Annotated in this window: 15 protein-coding genes; 10 read left to right on the top strand and 5 right to left on the bottom strand. The window is 66.5% G+C overall.

Going from position 1 to position 19,438, the window contains the following annotated elements; all coding sequences use genetic code 11:
- Positions 1–12: 12 nt before the first annotated feature.
- Positions 13–1,398: a TIGR03013 family XrtA/PEP-CTERM system glycosyltransferase gene (locus tag N825_RS18315; RefSeq protein WP_037455080.1), complete on the bottom strand. Its 1,386-nt coding sequence runs from the start codon at positions 1,396–1,398 to the stop codon at positions 13–15.
- Positions 1,399–1,953: 555 nt separating this feature from the next.
- On the opposite strand from N825_RS18315, the gene N825_RS18310 reads away from it, so the two are divergent.
- Both N825_RS18310 and N825_RS18305 read left to right on the top strand, forming a co-directional pair.
- On the top strand, positions 1,954–3,678 hold the full coding sequence (locus tag N825_RS18310; protein ID WP_037455078.1) for a type I secretion system permease/ATPase: 1,725 nt from the start codon (positions 1,954–1,956) through the stop codon (positions 3,676–3,678).
- A 1-nt stretch (position 3,679) separates the two neighbouring features.
- Entirely contained in the window at positions 3,680–5,050 is a 1,371-nt protein-coding gene (locus tag N825_RS18305; protein WP_051512542.1) for an HlyD family type I secretion periplasmic adaptor subunit, read from the top strand.
- An 86-nt stretch (positions 5,051–5,136) separates the two neighbouring features.
- Here N825_RS18305 and N825_RS18300 read toward each other — a convergent pair whose 3' ends face one another.
- Positions 5,137–5,712 carry a YqgE/AlgH family protein gene (locus N825_RS18300; protein ID WP_037455075.1) on the bottom strand — a complete coding sequence of 192 codons (576 nt, stop codon included), beginning with the start codon at positions 5,710–5,712 and terminating at the stop codon, positions 5,137–5,139.
- A gap of 139 nt (positions 5,713–5,851) precedes the next feature.
- On the opposite strand from N825_RS18300, the gene N825_RS18295 reads away from it, so the two are divergent.
- Complete coding sequence (locus N825_RS18295; RefSeq protein ID WP_051512541.1) at positions 5,852–7,969, top strand: protein-disulfide reductase DsbD family protein; 2,118 nt, start codon at positions 5,852–5,854, stop codon at positions 7,967–7,969.
- A gap of 91 nt (positions 7,970–8,060) precedes the next feature.
- Positions 8,061–8,540, top strand: coding sequence for a peroxiredoxin (locus tag N825_RS18290; protein WP_037455072.1), 480 nt, complete (start codon positions 8,061–8,063; stop codon positions 8,538–8,540).
- 60 nt (positions 8,541–8,600) lie between these two features.
- On the opposite strand, the gene N825_RS18285 is transcribed toward N825_RS18290, so the two are convergent.
- On the bottom strand, positions 8,601–10,124 hold the full coding sequence (locus N825_RS18285) for a malonate--CoA ligase (protein WP_037455069.1): 1,524 nt from the start codon (positions 10,122–10,124) through the stop codon (positions 8,601–8,603).
- Between the two features lie 157 nt (positions 10,125–10,281).
- On the opposite strand from N825_RS18285, the gene N825_RS18280 reads away from it, so the two are divergent.
- From N825_RS18280 to N825_RS18270, 3 genes are all read left to right on the top strand, one after another.
- Positions 10,282–12,093, top strand: coding sequence for an adenylate/guanylate cyclase domain-containing protein (locus tag N825_RS18280; RefSeq protein ID WP_037455066.1), 1,812 nt, complete (start codon positions 10,282–10,284; stop codon positions 12,091–12,093).
- 56 nt (positions 12,094–12,149) lie between these two features.
- Entirely contained in the window at positions 12,150–13,463 is a 1,314-nt protein-coding gene (locus tag N825_RS18275; protein ID WP_051512540.1) for an MFS transporter, read from the top strand.
- Positions 13,464–13,666: 203 nt separating this feature from the next.
- On the top strand, positions 13,667–14,785 hold the full coding sequence (locus N825_RS18270) for a TAXI family TRAP transporter solute-binding subunit (RefSeq protein ID WP_063833872.1): 1,119 nt from the start codon (positions 13,667–13,669) through the stop codon (positions 14,783–14,785).
- Between the two features lie 28 nt (positions 14,786–14,813).
- Here N825_RS18270 and N825_RS18265 read toward each other — a convergent pair whose 3' ends face one another.
- On the bottom strand, positions 14,814–15,458 hold the full coding sequence (locus N825_RS18265; protein WP_037455063.1) for a glutathione S-transferase family protein: 645 nt from the start codon (positions 15,456–15,458) through the stop codon (positions 14,814–14,816).
- 165 nt (positions 15,459–15,623) lie between these two features.
- Between N825_RS18265 and N825_RS18260 the strand changes: the two genes are divergently transcribed.
- The 3 genes from N825_RS18260 (at position 15,624) to N825_RS18250 (ending at position 18,356) form a co-directional block, all read left to right on the top strand.
- Entirely contained in the window at positions 15,624–17,012 is a 1,389-nt protein-coding gene (locus N825_RS18260) for a leucyl aminopeptidase family protein (protein WP_037455060.1), read from the top strand.
- Between the two features lie 80 nt (positions 17,013–17,092).
- Positions 17,093–17,554, top strand: a complete 462-nt coding sequence (locus N825_RS18255; protein WP_084164851.1) for a MarR family transcriptional regulator — start codon at positions 17,093–17,095, stop codon at positions 17,552–17,554.
- Positions 17,523–18,356, top strand: a complete 834-nt coding sequence (locus N825_RS18250) for a C40 family peptidase (protein ID WP_037455056.1) — start codon at positions 17,523–17,525, stop codon at positions 18,354–18,356. Before N825_RS18255 ends, N825_RS18250 begins: the two co-directional genes overlap by 32 nt.
- A gap of 30 nt (positions 18,357–18,386) precedes the next feature.
- Here N825_RS18250 and N825_RS18245 read toward each other — a convergent pair whose 3' ends face one another.
- Positions 18,387–19,313, bottom strand: coding sequence for a 2-hydroxyacid dehydrogenase (locus tag N825_RS18245; protein WP_037455052.1), 927 nt, complete (start codon positions 19,311–19,313; stop codon positions 18,387–18,389).
- Positions 19,314–19,438 lie beyond the last annotated feature (125 nt).

Genomic DNA, 19,438 nt, shown 5'->3' with positions numbered 1-19,438 from the left:
CGCCGCGGCGCGTCAGCGCGCGCCCTGCGGCCAGATCACGACGCGGACGGTCTGGAGCAGGATGATCAGGTCGAGCATCAGGCTGCAGTTCTTGACGTAGTAAAGGTCGAACTTCAGCTTCTCGCGGGCGTCGGCGATCGACGCGCCATAGGGATAGTTGACCTGCGCCCAGCCCGTGATGCCCGGCTTGACGATGTGACGGTACGGGTAGCAGGAGATGTCCTTGATCAGGTCGTTGACGATGGTCGGCCGCTCCGGGCGGGGCCCGACGAAGCTCATCTCGCCGCTCAGCACGTTGAAGATCTGCGGGATCTCGTCGACCCGGATCTTGCGGATGATGCCGCCGACGAAGGTCACGCGCGGATCGTCGACCGAGGCCCAGCGCGCCACGCCATCCTTCTCGGCGTCCACCCGCATGCTGCGGAACTTGACCACCGAGAACTTGCGGCCATTCAGGCCGACGCGTTCCTGGCGGTAGAAGATCGGCCCCCCATCCTCCAGCTTGACCGCCAGCGCCGTGAAGCACAGCAGCGGCAGCGCGAACAGCAGGAAGGCCATGCTGATGGTGATGTCGAAGGTCCGCTTGATGGCGGTCTCGAACCGGCCCATCGTGGTCCCGTTGGAGAACAGCAGCCAATTCGGATAGGGCCGATCGATCTCCAGCTGGCCGAACTCGCGCTCGAAGAACGTCGCGGTGTCCAGGATGCGGATGCCCTTGAGACGGAACTGGAGCAGCGTCTCGCGCGGCATGCTCAGTTCCGGGTGCTCCAGGGCCACCACCACCTCGTCCGCCTCCAGCGTCTCGCACAGCGACAGCAGGTCGTTGGCCCGCACCACCCGGTTCTGGGCGACGCAGGTGGCGCAGGGTTCGACCGGCGCGAACCCGAGCACGATGAAGTTGGCCGGCCGCAGTTCACGCTCCGCCCGCTCGATCCGCTGGGCCTGCGGTCCCGTGCCCAGCACCAGCACCCTGTTCTTCAGCGACGAGATGTTGGCGATGCTGGTCAGTACCGCCCGGTTGCCCAGCAATCCAACCGAACTGAGCGCCAGGGCCGGGAACAGCGCGCTCATCCAGATCCGGCTTTCCGGTATCACGTAGAAGATCGTCATCAGGCACAGGAACGACAATCCCAGCCCGATCAATACCCGAAGGCACAGCACCTTGAGGGTCAGTAGATATTTCCGCTCGTACAGCCCCATCATGAACAGGCACGGGATCGTCACAAGGGTGAAGACCGCCGTCTGGTGCAGGTGCCCCTCGTGGTTGGTCAGGACGATGGAAAGGGTGGCGTAGCTGAGACTGAGACACACGACCATCGACGCGGTCAGCACCAGGGCGTCCGCGAGCGCCAGCAGAAGAAATGATGTTGGAACGAACATGTTAAAAACGCGGATCATATTGATTCATCCCTCATCCGGTTTTTCGTCGGCGGGCGCCCATAAAAAGAAACTCTGTAAATTGTCATGAAAAAATGTTCAAATTAACGGAATTCATGGATCGAATTCTTCATGCGAGCCCCGGCGCGGAGAATAGCACCGGCAAACGCCCAAACACTCGTTCTTGTGCATAAAATAGGCAAACCTTTTGACGTACCGCGTTGTCCCAAAAGCAGAAATCATGGTTAAGGAGGAACGTTCGCAAAACCCACTCCGAGAGCGCGAAATGCCTATGAAATTTTATATAATTTCAAAATAGTCGACGGCATGGGATAGTCCAGCCTTGGCTTGATAAGGCTTTCCACATCAGTAAAGCTTCATGTTGCACCGCCCCAAAATTGTTACATCAAGCTTTCCACAAATGTTACAGAAGGTAATGTCCGAGTCTTAGTGACTCGTTAACCCAAAATCGGCTACCTCTGATGCCAGCAAAACCCATGATGGTCGCGTGATTTCCACGCAAATCAGCTGGAATTTCCTGCATGCGGCTTTGATCAACTTAAGAAGCCAGACGGGATGATTGAAAAGAAATCGGAAGTGAAGGCGGCGCTCGCGACCTGCCGCAACGCCTTTTTCATGACCGCGGCCTTCAGCGCGTTCATCAACATACTGATGCTCGTGTCGCCGCTGTACATGATGCAGGTCTACGACCGGGTGTTGCACAGCCGAAGCGAAGCGACCCTGCTGATGCTGACCCTGATCACGGTCGCACTGCTGGGCGTCATGGCGGCGCTTGAGGTGGTCCGGTCGCGCATCCTGGTCCGCGTCGGCGGCCGGATGGACCAGGAATTGAGCGAACGGGTCCTGTCCGCCCAGTTCCAAGCCAGCCTGCACCGCATCGGCAGCAACCCGGCACAGGCCAGCCGCGACTTCGACACGGTGCGCCAGTTCCTGACCGGATCCGGCATCTTCGCCTTCTTCGACGCTCCCTGGACGCCGCTGATCCTGGCGATCATGTTCCTGTTCCATCCCGTGCTCGGAACGATCGCCCTGGTCGGTGGCATCGCCCTGTTCGGGCTGGCGCTGCTGAACGAGGCGATCACCAAGAAGCCGCTCGAGGAGGCCAACCGCAACGCCGTCGTGGCGGCGGGCGCCATCGAGAGCAGCATGCGGAACGCCGAGGTCCTCGAGGCGATGGGCATGTTCGGCAACTTCCGCCGCCGCTGGGCGGCGCGGCGCGAGGAGATCCTCCGCCTGCAGGCCGTCGCCAGCGACCGCGCCGGCGTGATCATGGGCCTGACCAAGTACCTGCGCCTGCTGCTTCAAACCGCGATCCTGGGTGGCGGCGCCTATCTGGCGATCCACGAGCAGATCTCCGCCGGCCTGATCATCGCCGGTTCGATCCTGATGGGTCGGGCCCTGGCCCCGGTCGAGCAGGCGATCGGCACCTGGAAGCAGTTCGTCGGCGCCCGCATCGCCTATCGCCGCCTGAACGAGCTGCTGAGCCGCGTGCCGAAGTCGATGCCCCGCACCGAACTGCCCCGCCCGGTCGGCGACCTCAAGGTCGAGACCGTGGTGGTGGTTCCCCCCGGTGGCAACGCCCCCACCCTGTCGCGGGTCAGCTTCGACCTGGCCGCCGGCGAGGTTCTGGGTGTCATCGGGCCGAGCGGCGCCGGCAAGTCCACGCTTGCCCGCCTGCTGGTCGGCGCCTGGCGGCCCTACGCCGGCACCGTCCGGATCGACGGCGCCGACCTGCACAACTGGGACCCGGAGCGGCGCGGCACCTTCATGGGCTACCTGCCCCAGGACGTCGAACTGTTCGACGGCTCGATCAGCGAGAACATCTCCCGCTTCGGAGAGATGGATAGCGAGGCGATCGTCACCGCCGCCAAAAGGGCCGGCGTCCACGACATGATCCTGCGTCTGCCCCAGGGTTACGACACCCCGATCGGTACCGGCGGCTGCGCCCTGTCGGGCGGCCAGCGCCAGCGCATCGGCCTGGCCCGCGCCGTCTACGCCAATCCGGCGATGGTGGTGCTGGACGAGCCCAACTCCAACCTGGACGACGAGGGCGAGTCAGCCCTGGTCCACGCCATCTCGGAGCTGAAGCGCGCCGGCACGACCGTCATCATCATCTCCCATCGGCCCAGCATCCTGAGCGTCACCGATCAGATCCTGGTTCTGGCGGATGGCGGCGTGCGGATGTTCGGTAACCGCGCCGAGGTGCTGTCCCGCTTCACCCGCCCCGTCGTCGCGTCCACCCCGGCCCAGCCGGGCCTGACCGCCCAGCAGGCATCCTGACATGACCAGTCTGATCGAAACCTCCCCCGGTCTCCTGCCCATCAACCCGGATGCCGGAAAGAAGGCGGGTAAGAGCAAGGTCAACTTCCCGACCAACTACGGCGGCACCATCCTGGCTGGCTGGATCGTCATCATCACCAGCTTCGGCGGGCTGGCCGCCTGGTCGGCTCTGGCACCCCTGAGCACCGCGGCCATCGCCAGCGGCACGGTGGTGGTCGACAGCTACCGAAAATCGGTCCAGCACCTGCAGGGCGGCATCATCCAGGACATCATGGTCCGCGAGGGCCAGCATGTGGAGGCCGGCGACGTGCTGGTCCGGCTGGACCCGACGCAAACCCGTTCCCTGGCGCAGATGCTGCGCGCCCAGGTCGATCTGGCGCTGGCCGAGGAGGCCCGCATGCTGGCCGAGCGGGACGACGGCAAGGAGATCAAGTTCCCGGCGACACTGCTGGAACGCGCCAAGACGGAACCGGAACTGGCCGACACGATGGCGGGGCAGCGGCGCATCTTCGAGGCCCGGCAGGCGAGCCTGAACGGCCAGACCTCGATCCTCCGCAACCGCATCGCCCAGTCGGTCGAGCAGATCTCCGGCATGGAAATCCAGGTAAAGGCGAAGATTCGCCAGAGCGCGCTGCTGGACAAGGAGTTGAAGGGTCTCCGCGACCTCGCCGACCGCGGCAACGCGCCCGCCAACAAGGTGCTCCAGTACGAGCGCGAGGTCGAATCCCTGATGGCCGAGCGAGGCGAGATCCTGTCGAACATCGCCAGCGTCCGGCAGTCGATCGGCGAGTCCGAGCTTCAGATCACCCAGGCCCGGAAGACCTTCCTGGAGCAGGTCGAAACCGACCTGCGCACGACCCAGGCCCGCCTGTTCGAGTCCACCGAGCGGCTGCACGCCACCCGGGCGGAACTGGGCCGGATGGACATCCGAGCTCCGGACAGCGGCATCGTGGTTGACATGGCGATCCACACGGTCGACGGCGTGATCACGCCGGGCGGCAGGATCATGGACATCGTGCCGCAGAACGACCGGCTGGTGGTCGACGCGCAGGTTCGCCCGGCCGACATCGATGGCCTGCAGGTCGGCATGGAGGCGGAAATCCGCTTCCCCGCCTTCAATCAGCGGACGACGCCGATGATCCACGGCCAGTTGAAGACGGTTTCGGCCGACCGGCTGATCGATCCCAAGACCAACCAGCCGTACTTCAACGTCCGCGTGCTGGTGGACGACAAGAGCAAGGAGAGCATCGCCGGGCTCAACATCATCCCCGGCATGCCGGCCGAGGTGGTGATCAAGAAGGGCGAGCGTACGCTTCTGTCCTACCTGCTGCAACCGATGCGGGACACCGCCGTCCGCGCGATGCGCGAATAGCCGCGGTTTCCTCGTTCAAGCAGAAAGCCGTCCCGGATCACCGGGACGGCTTTTTTGTCGCGGATGTCAGGTGAAGATCCGGGGCGTCAGGCGTGTCCCGCCTCGCCTGACAGCATGGACAGGCTGACACCCAGCTTGGCGATTGCCCGCTCCCACTTGGTCTCCAGATCCCTATCATACAGCAGGCCGTCGTCGGCGGGCGCGTTCAACCAGCCATTGGCCTGCATCTCGGCGTCCAACTGGCCAGGACCCCAGCCGGCATAGCCCAGCGCCAGCATGGCGTTCTTGGGGCCGCGGCCGTCGGCGATGGCGCGGAGGATGTCGACGGTCGCGGTCAGCGCCACGTCATCATCCACCGTCATGGTGCCTTCACGCACGAAGTCGGTCGAATGAAGCACGAAACCACGCCCCGACTCGACCGGCCCCCCGAAATGCACGCGCATGTTCGTCGCGTGACCCGGTGTGTCGATGCCAAGTTGTTCCAGCAGGTCCGGGAAGGTGATCGTGCCGAACAGTTTGTTGATCACCAAGCCCATGGCACCATCTGGATTATGGGCGCAGATATAGATGACCGACCGCTGGAACCGTTGATCCGGCATGGCCGGCATGGCGATCAGCAATTGGCCGGTCAGGTATTGGGACTTGTTCGTTGCGTCCGTCATGCGTGCCGTTCCGTATTCCTCAAGCCCCAAATGTGGTGGCTGATCTCACCGTATCAACAGGGACTAACGAAAGTGTGACAGCACCTGCGACCGCTTGCCACCTATAATCCCGCCCCGGGAAACACAAAATCCGAGCGTCATGATCACCAAAAGCACCCTGCGCAGCGTCGCCACCGGACTGCTCCTCCTGCTCGCCGCCCTGATCGCCGCGAACCTGCCGGCGCATGGCGCTTCGGGTCCGTGGCAGCGGACCGATATCGTGGAGGCACGGCTTGTCGCGGCGGTCGATGGCGCCGGATCGCTCGACCGCGTGCCCCTGGGCCTGCATCTGAAAATGAAGCCGGGCTGGAAGACCTACTGGCGTTCCCCCGGCGACGCTGGGCTGCCGCCCCAGCTGGTTTGGGACGGCAGCCGGAACCTCGCCGGGACGGAGATGCGCTGGCCGGCGCCGCACCGCTTCACGCTGTTCGGGATTGAAACATTCGGTTATGACGGCGAGGTGGTCCTGCCGATCACGGCGCGTCCAGTGACGCCGGGTCAGGCGCTCGACCTCAAGGCCTCGGCCGACCTGCTGGTGTGCAGCGACATCTGCGTGCCCCAGCGCCTTGAACTGACGCTGGCCCTGCCCGAGGGCCCCGCAACCTCGTCCGGGGCCGACGCCAACCTGCTCGCCCGCTTCACCTCCCAGGTACCCGGCGACGGCACCGCCTCCGGGCTGTCGATCGAGAGCGCGCGGGCGGTCGATGGGGCGTTGCGGGTCACCGCATCCGCGCGCGAACCCTTCGTCGACCCGGATCTGTTCGTCGAGGCCGGCGACGGCGCCGCGTTCGGAGCGCCCAAGATCGAGTTCGACGCGGGCGACCGCCACATCACCGTCACCCTGCCCGTCACCGGCGAGCCGGTGGCGCTGGAGGGCTCGCCGGTCACCCTGACGCTTGTCGATGGCTTGCGCTCGATGGAGCGGCCGGTGACGGTCGCGGGAGCCGCAACGGGGCCGGGAAGCGGCTTCATAACCGATGGCGCCGGATTGGCAGCCATGCTCGGCTTCGCCCTGATCGGGGGGCTGTTGCTCAACCTGATGCCCTGCGTGCTGCCGGTATTGTCGTTGAAGCTGCTGTCGGTCGTCGGCCATGGCGGCGGCGCCCCGCGCGAGATCCGCGCCGGGTTCCTGATGTCCGCCGCCGGCATCCTGTCGTCGTTCCTGGTGCTGGCCGCGGCGGCGGTGGCGTTGAAGCTGACCGGGTCGGCGGTGGGCTGGGGCATCCAGTTCCAGCAACCCTTGTTCCTGATCTTCATGGTCGTGCTGGTCACCGTCTTCGCCGCCAACCTGTGGGGCTTGTTCGAGATCCCGCTGCCGCGCGCGATCGCGGACGTGGCGGTTGGCGGGGCCTTGTCCGGGCATCATCCCAGCCTGGGAGGTCACTTCGCGACCGGCGCGCTGGCGACGCTGCTGGCGACGCCGTGCTCCGCCCCATTCCTCGGCACCGCCGTGGGTTTCGCGCTGGCGCGCGGGCCGCTGGAGATCGTCGCCGTGTTTGGGACGCTCGGGTTGGGCTTGGCCCTGCCCTATCTGGCGGTGGCGGCCTTTCCGTCGCTGGCGGCGCGCCTGCCGCGTCCCGGCCGCTGGATGGTCGTCCTGCGTCGCATCCTGGGAGTGGCGCTGGCCCTCACCGGCGTCTGGTTGCTATCGGTCCTGGCGATCCAACTGAGCCCCGCCGCCGCCCTGGTGATCGGCGCGCTGATGGCCGCCGTCGTCGCCACCTTGGCGGTCCGCCGGCGGCTGCCCGGCCGCGCCCGGCTGGCGGGGGGAGCCGTCGCCGCCCTGCTGGCCGTGGCCTCCTTCGCCTTGCCACTCGTCCCCGACCGAACCGTTTCGGGAGCGGCGGCCGCCACGGATGCCAAATGGATGCCGTTCGACAAAGCCGCCATCGCCGGGCAGGTCGCCGCCGGACGAACCGTCTTCGTCGACGTCACCGCCAGCTGGTGCATCACCTGCCAAGCGAACAAGCGGCTGGTGCTGTCGCGCGACCCGGTGGCGGGGCGTCTGTTCAATGGAGGCGCCAGTGGAGGAGTCGTGCCCATGCAAGCGGATTGGACGCGGCCGGACGACACCATCGCCGCCTTCCTCGCCGAGCATGGCCGCTATGGCATCCCCTTCAACATCGTCTATGGCCCCAAGGCACCCCAAGGCATCCCGCTTCCCGAACTGCTGACGGAGTCGGCGGTGCTGGAGGCTTTGGACAAGGCTGGGGGATAAGATCGGCTGGACGTAATGCCTGTTGCGACGGAACGCCGCACCGGTCTACACCTGTGTCCACGACTTCAGACCCCTTGGGAGGGCAACCAGAATGACGATCAAGGTCGGCGACGCGATTCCGTCCACCACGTTCAAGCACATGACATCCAATGGGATGCAGGAAAGCAGCACCGACGAGCTGTTCAAGGGCAAGAAGGCCGTGCTGTTCGCCGTACCCGGCGCCTTCACCCCGACCTGCTCGGCCAAGCACCTGCCGGGTTTCGTCACCCGCGCCGGCGAGTTCAAGGCCAAGGGCTACGACATCGTCTGCATGGCGGTCAACGACGCCTTCGTGATGGACGCCTGGGCCAAATCCGCCGATGTCGGCGACACGATCATCATGCTGCCGGACGGCAACGGCACGCTGACCAAGGCGATGGGCCTGGAGATGGACGGCTCCGGCTATGGCATGGGCCATCGCAGCAAGCGTTTCGCGATGGTGATCGAGGACGGCGTGGTCAAGGCGCTCAACGTCGAGGCGCCGGGCGCCTTCGAGGTCTCCAGCGCCGACGCCATCCTCGACGCGATCTGACGGCCGGCATCGAGAGAAGCGGGGATGCCGGGCGTCCGGCATCCCCCGATTTACCGCCGGTCAGCCCGCGAAGAGCCCCTTGTGCTCGTCGCGCAGCAGGTTCTTCTGGACCTTGCCCATTGCGTTGCGCGGCAGCTCGTCGATGAAGAAGATGCGCTTGGGCGTCTTGTAGTTCGCCAACTCCTCCTTGCAGACGGCCGCGACCCGCTCCGGCGTCAGATCGTCGCGGCCGGGCCGCCGCATCACCACCGCCACGACCGCCTCGCCGAAGTCGGGATGGGGCACGCCGACCACCGCCGATTCCACGACACCGTCGATGGCGTCGATCACGCTCTCGACCTCCTTGGGATATACGTTGAAGCCGCCGGAGATGATCAGGTCCTTGGCGCGGCCGACGATGTGGACATAGCCCCGGCCATCGATCTTGCCGACATCGCCGGTGATGAAGAACCCGTCGGCGCGGAACTCCGACTTGGTCTTCTCCGGCATCCGCCAGTAGCCGCCGAACACGTTCGGGCCCTTGACCTCGATGATGCCGATCTCGTCGGTGCCGAGCGGCTCGCCGGTCTTCTCGTCGACCACCCGCAACTCGACATCGGGCAATGGAAAGCCGACGGTGCCCGGAACGCGGTCGCCGTCCAGCGGATTCGACGTGTTCATGCCGGTCTCGGTCATGCCGTAACGCTCCAGGATCGGGTGTCCGGTGCGTTCCTGGAACTCACGGTGGGTGTCGGCCAGCAGCGGGGCCGAGCCGGAGATGAACAGCCGCATGGTCCGGCACAAGTCCGGGGTCAGCCGGGGATCGGACAGCAGCCGGGTGTAGAAGGTCGGAACCCCCATGAAGACCGTGGCGCGCGGCAGCAGCGCCACCACCTGATCCAAATCGAACTTGGGCAGGAACAGCATGCTCGATCCGTTCAGCAGCACGCAGTTGGTCGCCACGAACAGCCCATGGGTATGGAAGATCGGCAGGGCGTGGAGCAGCGTGTCGCCCGCGCGCCAGCCCCAGATCCGATGCAGCGCCAAGGCGTTGGAGCCGAGGTTGCGGTGGCTCATCATGGCGCCCTTCGACCGCCCGGTCGTACCGGAGGTGTAGAGGATCGCCGCCAGATCGTCGGCGGTGGCCGGCACCGTCGGGTAGTCGCCGTCGAGCCCGCGCGCCCGTTCCGGCAGGCTGCCGTCGTCCGCCTGCCCCAGGGTCAGCACATGGGCGACACCGGCCTTGGACGCCACCTCCATCGCGACGGCCTCGCTCTCGGGCCGGCAGACCACCACCGTTGGCTCAGCGTCGCCGACGAAATAGGCCACCTCGGCCTTGGTGTAGGCGGTGTTGAGCGGCAGGTAGGCGGCCCCGGCGCGGACGCAGGCGAGATAGAGGAAGATCGCCTCGGGTGACTTCTCGACCTGGACCGCGACCCGATCGCCCTTCCGCACGCCGAGATCGGTCAGCAGGCGGGCGTAGCGGCCGGAAACCTCGCGCAGATCGGCGTAGCTGTGGATCCGGCCGTCCCCGGTTTCGATGAAGGGACTGGAAAGATCGGCGGGAAACCGCGATTCGAACAGGTCGTATAGGTTATCGCTCATTTTTCTGGGGCTCCGGGGCTGCCTGGGGTCGATCCTCCACGTGCGGCGACCATACCCGGCATCTCGGGGGGCCGCCATATATTGGGAATTGAAGATCCTGGGTTTATCTTTCCGAGGGACCTACCAGTTCCGAAGACCACGGGGATACGGGAGCGGGATGATGACGAAGACGGCGCGCCGCACCTGGACATGGTGGTTCGACCAGCCACCCGACCGGTTGTGGCCGATCCTGGCGGACACGCCCCGCTTCAACGAGGCGCTGGGACTGCCGCGCTATCAGGTGGAGGAGATCCCCCAGCCCGACGGCACGCTGTCGCGGATCGGACGGGGCTCCATCGGCCGCTTCAAGCTGGAGTGGGAGGAGCGGCCATTCCAATGGGTGGCGCCCCAAGGCTTCACCCAGACGCGGCTGTTCCGGCTTGGCCCTTTCTCCCGCATCAGCCCAACCCTGTTGCTGACGCCCGAACGCGGCGGATCGCGGGTCTCCTATACCCTGGAAATTCATTCCGCGAATTGGTTGGGGCAAGCGTTGCTGACACTTGGTTTTCTGGAGAGGACTGGCCGGGGGTTCGAAAAACTGATCCGCTCGGCCGCGCGCTTCGCCGGGGGAGCGACACCGCGGCCGTTCGACCACAAACCTTCACCACCCACACCAGCCATCGCCGAGCGCGTCGCCGGAATGGTCACGACCCTGGAGGACAGCGGCAATGGCCATGGACTGTCGCGCAGGCTCGCCGACCATCTGCTGACCGCGCAGGAGGTCGACCTGACCCGCGTCCGCCCACTGGCGCTGGCGCGAAGCTGGGGCGAACCGCCGCGCAAGGTGGTCGAACTGTGCCTGGGCGCCGTCAAGGCCGGCCTGCTGACCCTGCGCTGGGACCTGCTCTGCCCGCGCTGCCGGGGCGCCAAGGCGGTGGCGTCCACCCTCGACCGCCTCCCGCGCGGCGCGCATTGCCCGTCCTGCAACATCGACTACGGCAGGGACTTCGCCCGCAATGTCGAGCTGACGTTCCAACCCTCGACCACCGTCCGGACCTTGAGCGAGGGCGAATACTGCCTCGCCGGACCGATGACCACGCCGCATGTCCATGTCCAGCAGACGCTGGGACCGTCCGAGGTCCGCACCCTGGAGGGAGTTCCGCCGCCGGGTCCGCTCCGCCTTCGGACGCTGGAGCCGGGCGGCAGCGCCGATCTCGATTGGTCCGGCGAAACGGACGGCGGTTTTCCGCTGGTCGCCACGGACGGCGAGGTGGTCACCCTGGGGGAACCGGCGTCTCCCGGTCTGATCCTGCTGGAGAATCGGGCCAACCATCCCTTGACGGTGGTGATCGAATCTCGCGACTGGGTGGCCGACGCGCTGACCGCCCATCAGGTGACGACATTGCAGGCGTTCCGCGACATGTTCTCGGACGAGGTGCTGCGGCCGGGCGACGAGGTGGCGATCGGCACCGTCACTCTGATGTTCACCGACCTCAAGGGATCGACGGCGCTCTATGGCAAGGTGGGGGACGCCAGCGCCTACCACATGGTCCGCGAGCATTTCGCCGATCTGGCCAAGGCGGTGCGCGAGAATGACGGCGCGGTGGTCAAGACGATCGGCGACGCCGTCATGGCCGCGTTCGCCGACCCCGCACAGGCGATCCAGGCGGCCTTGGCGATCCAGGCGGCGCCCCGCGACGGGCTGGTGATCAAGATGGGCCTGCACGCGGGGCCGTGCGTCGCCGTCACCCTCAACGGCCGGCTGGATTATTTCGGCTCCGTGGTCAACCTCGCCGCCCGCCTGGAAGGCCAGAGCCTGGGCGGCGACATCGTCCTATCCGAGACGCTGGCGGCGGACCCGGCCGTTTCGGCTGTGATATCATCGCTGAATTCCGTGGGAGAAACCGCCGTCATCAAGGGATTCTCCGCACCCATCGCCTTCCGCCGGCTTGTCCTCGTCCCCGTTAATTCGTATACCGACCTGTCTTAAGGGGGTGGCGCGGAACACCATGGCCGGCGCTTCCCCGAACCCGGTCGGAGGAGTGGATGTCGGATCTGCGGCAAGTGTTCGCCGCCATATTGCCGTTGCTGATCAGCCTCGGCATCCTGGTCCTGGGCAATGGCCTGTTCTCCACCCTGCTCGCGGTGCGGATGGGGATCGAAAGCTTCCCGGTCGATCGGATCGGCATCATCATGGCGGCCTACTCGGTCGGTTTCGTCCTCGGAACGATCCGCTGCCCAGGTGTCGTCGAGCGGGTCGGCCACATCCGCGCCTTCGCGGCGTTCGCCGCCATCGCCGCCACCGCGGCGCTGATCCACGCCATCGTGATCGACCAGATCGTCTGGCTGCTGCTGCGCGTGGTGGCGGGATTCTGCCTCGCCGGCCTGTTCACCATCACCGAGAGCTGGATCAACGCGTCGTCGTCCAACACGGTGCGCGGCCGGGTGCTGTCGGTCTACATGACGGTCAACTATCTCTCCTATGGCGCCTCGCAGTCGCTGCTCACCGTGATCGACCCCAGCGGGTTCCAGATCTTCAGCCTGGTGGCGATCCTGGTGGCGCTGTCGCTGGTGCCGCTGGCGCTCAGCCGGACCCAGAGCCCCAGCTCGGTCGGAACCCACCGGCTGCGCGTGATCGAGATCATCCGCATCTCGCCACTGGGTGTCGCCGGCTGCGTCGGCGCCGGCCTGATCAACGGCGCCTTCGGCAGCATGGGTCCGGTCTATGTCCAGGCGCGCGGCGGCACGGTGGAGGATATCGGCCTGTTCATGATGGTGGCGATCCTCAGCGGCTTCGTCATGCAGTTTCCCATGGGCCGCCTGTCCGACAGGTTCGACCGCCGCACCGTCTTCCTGGGCGTGGCCGCTGGCGTCTCAGCCGCCGCCCTGGCGCTGGCCTTCGCCGACGCCGTGCCGAACCTGGTCTTCGCGGGGATGCTGGGCATCTACGGCGGTCTAGCCTATTCGCTCTATCCGATCGGTCTCGCCCACGCCAACGACTTCATGAGGGCGGACGAGGTCGTGCCGGCCAGTGCCGGGCTGCTGCTGATGTTCGGCACCGGCTCGGCCCTTGGACCCGTGCTGGCGTCGCAGGTCATGGGCGTGCTGGGGTTCAACGGGCTGTTCCTGTATATCGGCATGATCGCCGGCATCCTGGTGCTGTTCACCCTGTACCGAATGACGGCGCGGCAGGCCAAGCCGCTGGAGGAACAGGGCGCCTTCGTCCCAATGCCGCAGACGGCGACCACGCCCGTGGCGATGGAGTTGAGCCCGCGCGTGGAGACCGGCGACACCGAACCGGACCAACTGGCCTTCGACTTCGGCAACTCCGACCGGATCCAGGCCCAGGCGGCGGAGTGATCGTGGACGGGGGCGGCGCGGCCACTGGCCCTAGCCCCATTGGGAAGGGAAATAATCCAGCGTCCGGGACGTTATCAAACGCGTAATGCCTTTGCGCCATATTGAGGCCATGTCTTTCGCCTCACATTGGTGAATCGAGTCATCGCGCGGGGCCGGCCGGCTCCGTTCCTGGATGCCCTACCCTCACTGGAAGGCCGTCTGCCGTGCTTCCCGACCTCCCCGCCGCCCGGCGCCGCCTCCTTCCCGCCGCGCGAGCGCTTCTGCGTACCCTGACGGCGGCGCTCCTGCTAGCCATGGCCCCGGCCGCGGCGCACACCGAGGACATCAGGTTCTTTCGGATCGGGACCGGAACGACCGGCGGCACCTATTTTCCGGTCGGCGGCATGTTGGCCAACGCGATCAGCAATCCGCCGGGCTCGCGCGCCTGCGATCGGGGCGGCAGCTGTGGCGTGCCCGGCCTGATCGCGGTGGCCCAGGCGACCCAGGGCTCGGTCGAGAACCTCAAGGAAATGCGGACCGGCACGCTCGAATCATCGCTGTCCCAGGCCGATATCGCCTACTGGGCGCGGGAGGGCACGGGCCCGTACAAGGGCCAGCCGCCATTCGACCAGCTCACCGCGATCGCCAACCTGTATGTCGAGACGGTGCATCTGGTGGTCCGGGCCGAAAGCGGCATCCGGAGCGTCGCAGACCTGAGGGGCAAGACCGTCTCGATCGGCGAGGAGGGTTCGGGCACCTTGGTCGAGGCGCGCGTGATCCTGGAGGCCTATGGCCTGGGCGAGGCCGACATCAAGCCGCGCTACCTGAAGCCCGGCCCCGCCGGCGACCGTCTGGTCGAGGGCGAGGTCGAAGCCTTCTTCATCGTCGGCGGCTATCCCGTCGCCGCCGTCGCGGAGGCGGCGGCGCGGACTCCCATCCGCCTGCTGTCGTTCGACGACGCGCAGGGCAAGAGCCTGACGGAACGGCTGCCGTTCTTCACCGAGACGGTGATCGGTGACGGCGTCTATGAGGGCGTCTCGGAAACGCGCACATTGGGTGTCGGCGCCCAATGGCTGGTCCGTGGCGACGTGTCCGAGGAACTGGTCTACGGCATCACCCGCGCGCTTTGGCACCCGAGCACGCGGCGGCTGCTCGACAACGGCCACCCCAAGGGACCGTCGATCCAGCTGGCGACGGCGACCAAGGGCTTGGCGGCCCCCCTCCATCCCGGCGCCGCCCGCTATTACCGCGAGGCGGGCGTGCTGGAGGACAGCGAGCGGGAACTCGAGCGGCCGGAGGGTGACGCGCCGCCCCCGGTTCCCCCCGCCCCAGCCGTTCGGTGACCAGGTATCAGCGCAAGGCGCGAATGTCTCAGCGCAGGGCGCCCCAGGGCTCGGCGGCTCCGGCGGCGTACCATTCACGCATCTCGGGCAAGCCCAGGATCGTCGTCACATAGGCTTGGCCAACATCGTCAAGCTCCACCCCGTACGTGTCGAAGCGGGTGCAGACCGGCGCGTACATCGCGTCGGCGACGCCGAACCGGCCGAACAGGAAGGGGCCATCCGCGCCGAAGCGGGCGCGGGCGTCACGCCAGACCTGGGTGATCCGCGCGATGTCGTTCAGCGTCTCGGGCGTCCGGCCCTCGCCTGGGTGCTTGTCGGTGACATCCATCGACATGTTCTTGCGCAAGTCGGCGAAGCCGGAATGCATCTCGGCCGAGATCGAGCGGGCGATGGCGCGGGCGGCGCGGTCGTCGGGCCACAGCCCCGCTTCGGGGAAGCTTTCGGCGAGGTATTCCAGGATGGCCAGCGAATCGTAAACGGTCAAATCGCCGTCGATCAGCACCGGCACCTTGCCGGCGGGCGAGTAGCCGAGGATTTCCGCCTTGGTATCCGGCTGGCGCAACGGGATCGTGATCTCCAGGAACGGCGCTCCGATCCTCTTCAGGGCCAGCCAGGGACGCAAGGACCACGAGGACGACGCCTTGTTGCCGATGACGAGGGTGAGATCGCTCATGAGAACCGCCAAATTTCCGAGGAATGATGATCGCGCGCGACAGTGGTCGGTCGCGGGCGTGTCCGAAAGGACGCCTATGGAACACGGTTCAGCCTTTTCTCCGGCGCCGCCGTGGCCCATCTTGAGGTTTCCTCATACCCGCGTTCGCGATCAAGGAACAGCCACTTGCTGACCCACCTGCGCCCCAAGGCCGGAACCGACTCGATACCGCTCACCCCCGTGACCAAGGACGGCCTGGAAGGCTGGCTCGCCGACCAACCGGCAACCATCCGCGCCTGGGTCGCCGGTACCGGCTTCAAGGCCGAGCCCGGCAAGACGGCGCTGTTGCCGGGCGATGGCGGCACCCTGGCGCGCGTGCTGGTCGGCGTGGATGCCGACGCCGACCTCTGGGCCTATGGCGCGCTGCCCGCGACCCTACCCGCCGGCGCCTATCACATCGACGCTGGCCTCGCCCCGGAGACCGCCACCAAGGCGGCCCTGGGCTGGGCGCTCGGCTGCTACGCCTTCACCCGCTACAAGTCGAAGAAGGACAAGAGCTTCGCCACCCTGGCATGGCCCGAAGGCGCCGACCGGGACGCGGTGGAGCGCACGGCGACCGCGACCTCGCTGGTACGGGATCTGATCAACACCCCCGCCTCGGACATGGGACCGGCCGAACTGGCGGACGCCGCACGGGCGCTGGGGGAGGAGTTCAAGGCCAAGGTCAAGGTGACGGTTGGCGATGACCTGCTCAAGAAGAACTGGCCGGCCATCCACGCGGTCGGCCGGGCCAGCCCGCGGGAACCGCGCCTGATAGACGTGAATTGGGGCGACAAGTCCAACCCGCGCGTGACCCTGATCGGCAAGGGCGTCTGCTTCGACACCGGCGGCCTGGACCTCAAGCCCTCCAACGGCATGCTGCTGATGAAGAAGGACATGGGCGGGGCGGCCCACGCGCTGGGCGTCGCCCGCATGATCATGATGGCCGAACTTCCGGTCCGCCTGCGCGTTCTGATCCCGGCCGTCGAGAACTCGGTCTCCGGCGACGCCTTCCGGCCGCTCGACGTGCTGGCGACACGGAAGGGCCTGAGCGTCGAGGTCGGCAACACCGACGCCGAGGGCCGTCTGGTCCTGTGCGACGCGCTGGCCGAGGCGGTCACCGACAAGCCGGAGGTGATCATCGATTTCGCGACGCTGACCGGGGCCGCCCGAGTCGCGCTTGGCGCCGAGCTTCCCGCGCTGTTCTGCAACGACGACGCCCTCGCCGAGGGGTTGCTGAAGTCCGGCTTGTCCGAAGGCGACCCAATGTGGCGGCTGCCCCTGTACCAACCCTACGCCAAGATGCTGGAGAGCAAGGTCGCGGACCTGAATAATGTCGGGAGCGGGCCGTTCGCCGGGGCGATCGTGGCGGCGCTTTTCCTGGAGCGTTTCGTCGATAAAACGATCCCCTGGGCGCACCTGGACGTCATGGCCTGGAATCCGTCGTCGCGGCCGGGCCGTCCGGAAGGTGGTGAAGCCTTGGGCATGCGCGCGGTCTACACTTATTTGGAAGGCCGTTATGCCAAAAACCGCTAAATACTTGCCCAATTCGGTTCGTTTCGGCACTCTCTCGGTTGTGACCCAGTCCGCGCGGGTACGGTATCGGGAGTTGGCGCATGCCTCAGAAGCTTCAAGCCCTCGACCTCTGGCGCAACGTCCTCGTAACGAATGTGCGGCAGGCGGGTCCCGACCTGTCATCGCGGCAATTGGCGTTGCTGTTGACCGTCTACCTGACGCCGCCCCCCCATACCGTGCGGGGCCTGGCCGCCACCCTGAACATCTCCAAGCCCGCCATCAGCAGGGCCCTGGACCGGCTTGGCCGTCTGGGCTTCATCCGGCGCAAGCGGGACGAGACCGATCGGCGGAACGTGCTGGTCCAGCGCACGGTCAAGGGGTCGGTCTTCCTGACCGAATTTGCCCATTTGGTCTTGCAGTCGCAACAGGTGACGCTGGGCGATGGTCACGACACGCCATCGCCTCTTGCCATCGCGGAGCCTGTCGTCCGGGACCCCGTGACGGTGGAGCCTTCGAAGGTGGAGCACGCCCATGAGCACGCCCTCGCCGGATCCGCGGACTAACCCCTATCGCTCCGATCTCGCGGCGGCGTACCTGGAAGGCGTCGTCGAGGCCGAACACTTCATAGAAGGGGTGCCCTGTCAGATCCGCGCCGGCTTCGCGACGGTCAAGGCCACCCCCGATTTCGCGGCGCGCCAGACGACGCAGGCCCTGTTCGGCGAGACCATCACCCTCTACGAGGAGCACGAGGGCTGGGTTTGGGGCCAACTCGCCACCGACGGCTATGTCGGCTATCTCAGGCTCGACACGCTGTGGGAGGAGACGCCGGAACCGACCCATCACGTGGCGGCGGTCCGAACCTTCCTGTTTCCGGAACCCGATCTCAAGACCCCGCCGCTCGACGTGCTGAGCCTGACCAGCCAAGTCGCGGCCGTCGGTGAGCGTGATGGGTTCATCGAACTGGCCCAGGGCGGCTGGGTCTTCGCCAAGCATGTGGCCGAATTGGCGGTGACACAGCCGGATTATGTCGCGACCGCTCGGCGCCTGATGGGCGTGCCCTATCTTTGGGGCGGCAAAACCAGCTTGGGGCTCGATTGTTCCGGACTCGTACAGATCGCGCTCGCGGCGGCCGGCGTTCCGGCGCCCCGCGACAGCGACCAGCAGGCGGCTGGGCTGGGCCAGCCGCTCGCGGAGGGAGCGGCCTTGGAATCCGGCGATCTCGTGTTCTTCCCCGGCCATGTCGGCATCATGACGGGACCGGAAAACCTGATCCACGCCAACGCCTTCCACATGATGGTGACGGAGGAACCGCTGGCCGAGGTGGTCGGCCGCGGCGCCAGGGTCACCGGCGTCCGGCGGCTGTGAGCATCAGGGTGACCCGGGGAAACTCCGGGATCAATAGCCGCGCCGCCGGTCGACCACATCCTCGAGCGGCAACCCGGCCTCGAACCGGTTGATCTGGGCGGCGATATGACCGACCGAGGTCCGCGCGTGGGTGACGGATGCCACATGGGGCGTCACGATCACGCGCGGATGGCTCCAAAACGGGTGTTCGGGGTCGAGCGGTTCCTGGGCGAAGACATCCAGGCTGGCGCCCGCGATATGGCCGCTGTCCAACTCCGCCAGCAGATCGGCCTCGTCCACGTGTCCGCCGCGCGCCGCGTTGATGACGCAGGCTCCGCGCGGCAGCGCCGCCAGCGTCTCCCAGTTGAGGATGCCGGTGGTCTCGGGAGTCAGCGGCAGCAGGCAGACCAGGATCTCGGTGCGACCCAGGAATTCCGCCAATCCGGCGGACCCGTGGAAGCAGGCGATGCCCTCCAACTCCTTGGGCGACCGGCTCCAGCCGGCGACGTCGAAGCGCAACTCCCTCAGGACGCGCGCGGCATCGGCACCAAGCACGCCCAGGCCGAGCACCCCGACGCGGCGCTCTCGCGCGAGTTTCTGGCTCAGTTGTCGCCACTCCCGCTTCTCCTGCTGGACCCGGTACGCGTCCATCTGGCGATGCCAATGGAGAACCTGGAGGGTGACATACTCGGTCATGCCCTCGGTCAGGCCCGGCTCGACCATGCGGACTAGCGGCTTATCCGGCAGTTCGGGATCGCACAGCACACCATCGACCCCCGCCCCCAGCGAGAAGATCACCTTGAGGTTGGGAAGCCGGTTCAGCACGCCGGCCGGCGGTTTCCATACCAGGGCATAGTCGATCTCGGCGAGGTCACCAGCGTCGGGCCAGACCCTGATATCCCGTCCCGATATCTGCTGGCGCAACTCCGGCAGCCATTCAGCCGGATCATCGGATGGGGACAGGAACAGGATAGCCATCGACCAAGACCCTTCGACTACGACGAAATCAGGAGCCGCAGTCCTCGCACAGCTTTCGCGGCGCGGCAAGCCTAGGGGTGCGGCGGTTGAACGGCCAGTGCTCAGCCGATAGCCGAATTTGACGC

The sequence above is a fragment of the Skermanella stibiiresistens SB22 genome, assembly GCF_000576635.1.
GTDB lineage: Bacteria > Pseudomonadota > Alphaproteobacteria > Azospirillales > Azospirillaceae > Skermanella > Skermanella stibiiresistens.
Note: the sequence above shows the minus strand (reverse complement) of the source record. Positions and strands in the feature narration are given on the sequence as shown.

Excerpts from the sequence above, each read along its gene's own strand:
- N825_RS18315 (WP_037455080.1), bottom strand. The coding sequence starts at position 1,398 with ATGATCCGCGTTTTTAACATGTTCGTTCCAACATCATTTCTTCTGCTG.
- N825_RS18310 (WP_037455078.1), top strand. The coding sequence starts at position 1,954 with ATGATTGAAAAGAAATCGGAAGTGAAGGCGGCGCTCGCGACCTGCCGC.
- N825_RS18305 (WP_051512542.1), top strand. The coding sequence starts at position 3,680 with ATGACCAGTCTGATCGAAACCTCCCCCGGTCTCCTGCCCATCAACCCG.
- N825_RS18300 (WP_037455075.1), bottom strand. The coding sequence starts at position 5,712 with ATGACGGACGCAACGAACAAGTCCCAATACCTGACCGGCCAATTGCTG.
- N825_RS18295 (WP_051512541.1), top strand. The coding sequence starts at position 5,852 with ATGATCACCAAAAGCACCCTGCGCAGCGTCGCCACCGGACTGCTCCTC.
- N825_RS18290 (WP_037455072.1), top strand. The coding sequence starts at position 8,061 with ATGACGATCAAGGTCGGCGACGCGATTCCGTCCACCACGTTCAAGCAC.
- N825_RS18285 (WP_037455069.1), bottom strand. The coding sequence starts at position 10,124 with ATGAGCGATAACCTATACGACCTGTTCGAATCGCGGTTTCCCGCCGAT.
- N825_RS18280 (WP_037455066.1), top strand. The coding sequence starts at position 10,282 with ATGATGACGAAGACGGCGCGCCGCACCTGGACATGGTGGTTCGACCAG.
- N825_RS18275 (WP_051512540.1), top strand. The coding sequence starts at position 12,150 with ATGTCGGATCTGCGGCAAGTGTTCGCCGCCATATTGCCGTTGCTGATC.
- N825_RS18265 (WP_037455063.1), bottom strand. The coding sequence starts at position 15,458 with ATGAGCGATCTCACCCTCGTCATCGGCAACAAGGCGTCGTCCTCGTGG.
- N825_RS18255 (WP_084164851.1), top strand. The coding sequence starts at position 17,093 with ATGCCTCAGAAGCTTCAAGCCCTCGACCTCTGGCGCAACGTCCTCGTA.
- N825_RS18250 (WP_037455056.1), top strand. The coding sequence starts at position 17,523 with ATGAGCACGCCCTCGCCGGATCCGCGGACTAACCCCTATCGCTCCGAT.
- N825_RS18245 (WP_037455052.1), bottom strand. The coding sequence starts at position 19,313 with ATGGCTATCCTGTTCCTGTCCCCATCCGATGATCCGGCTGAATGGCTG.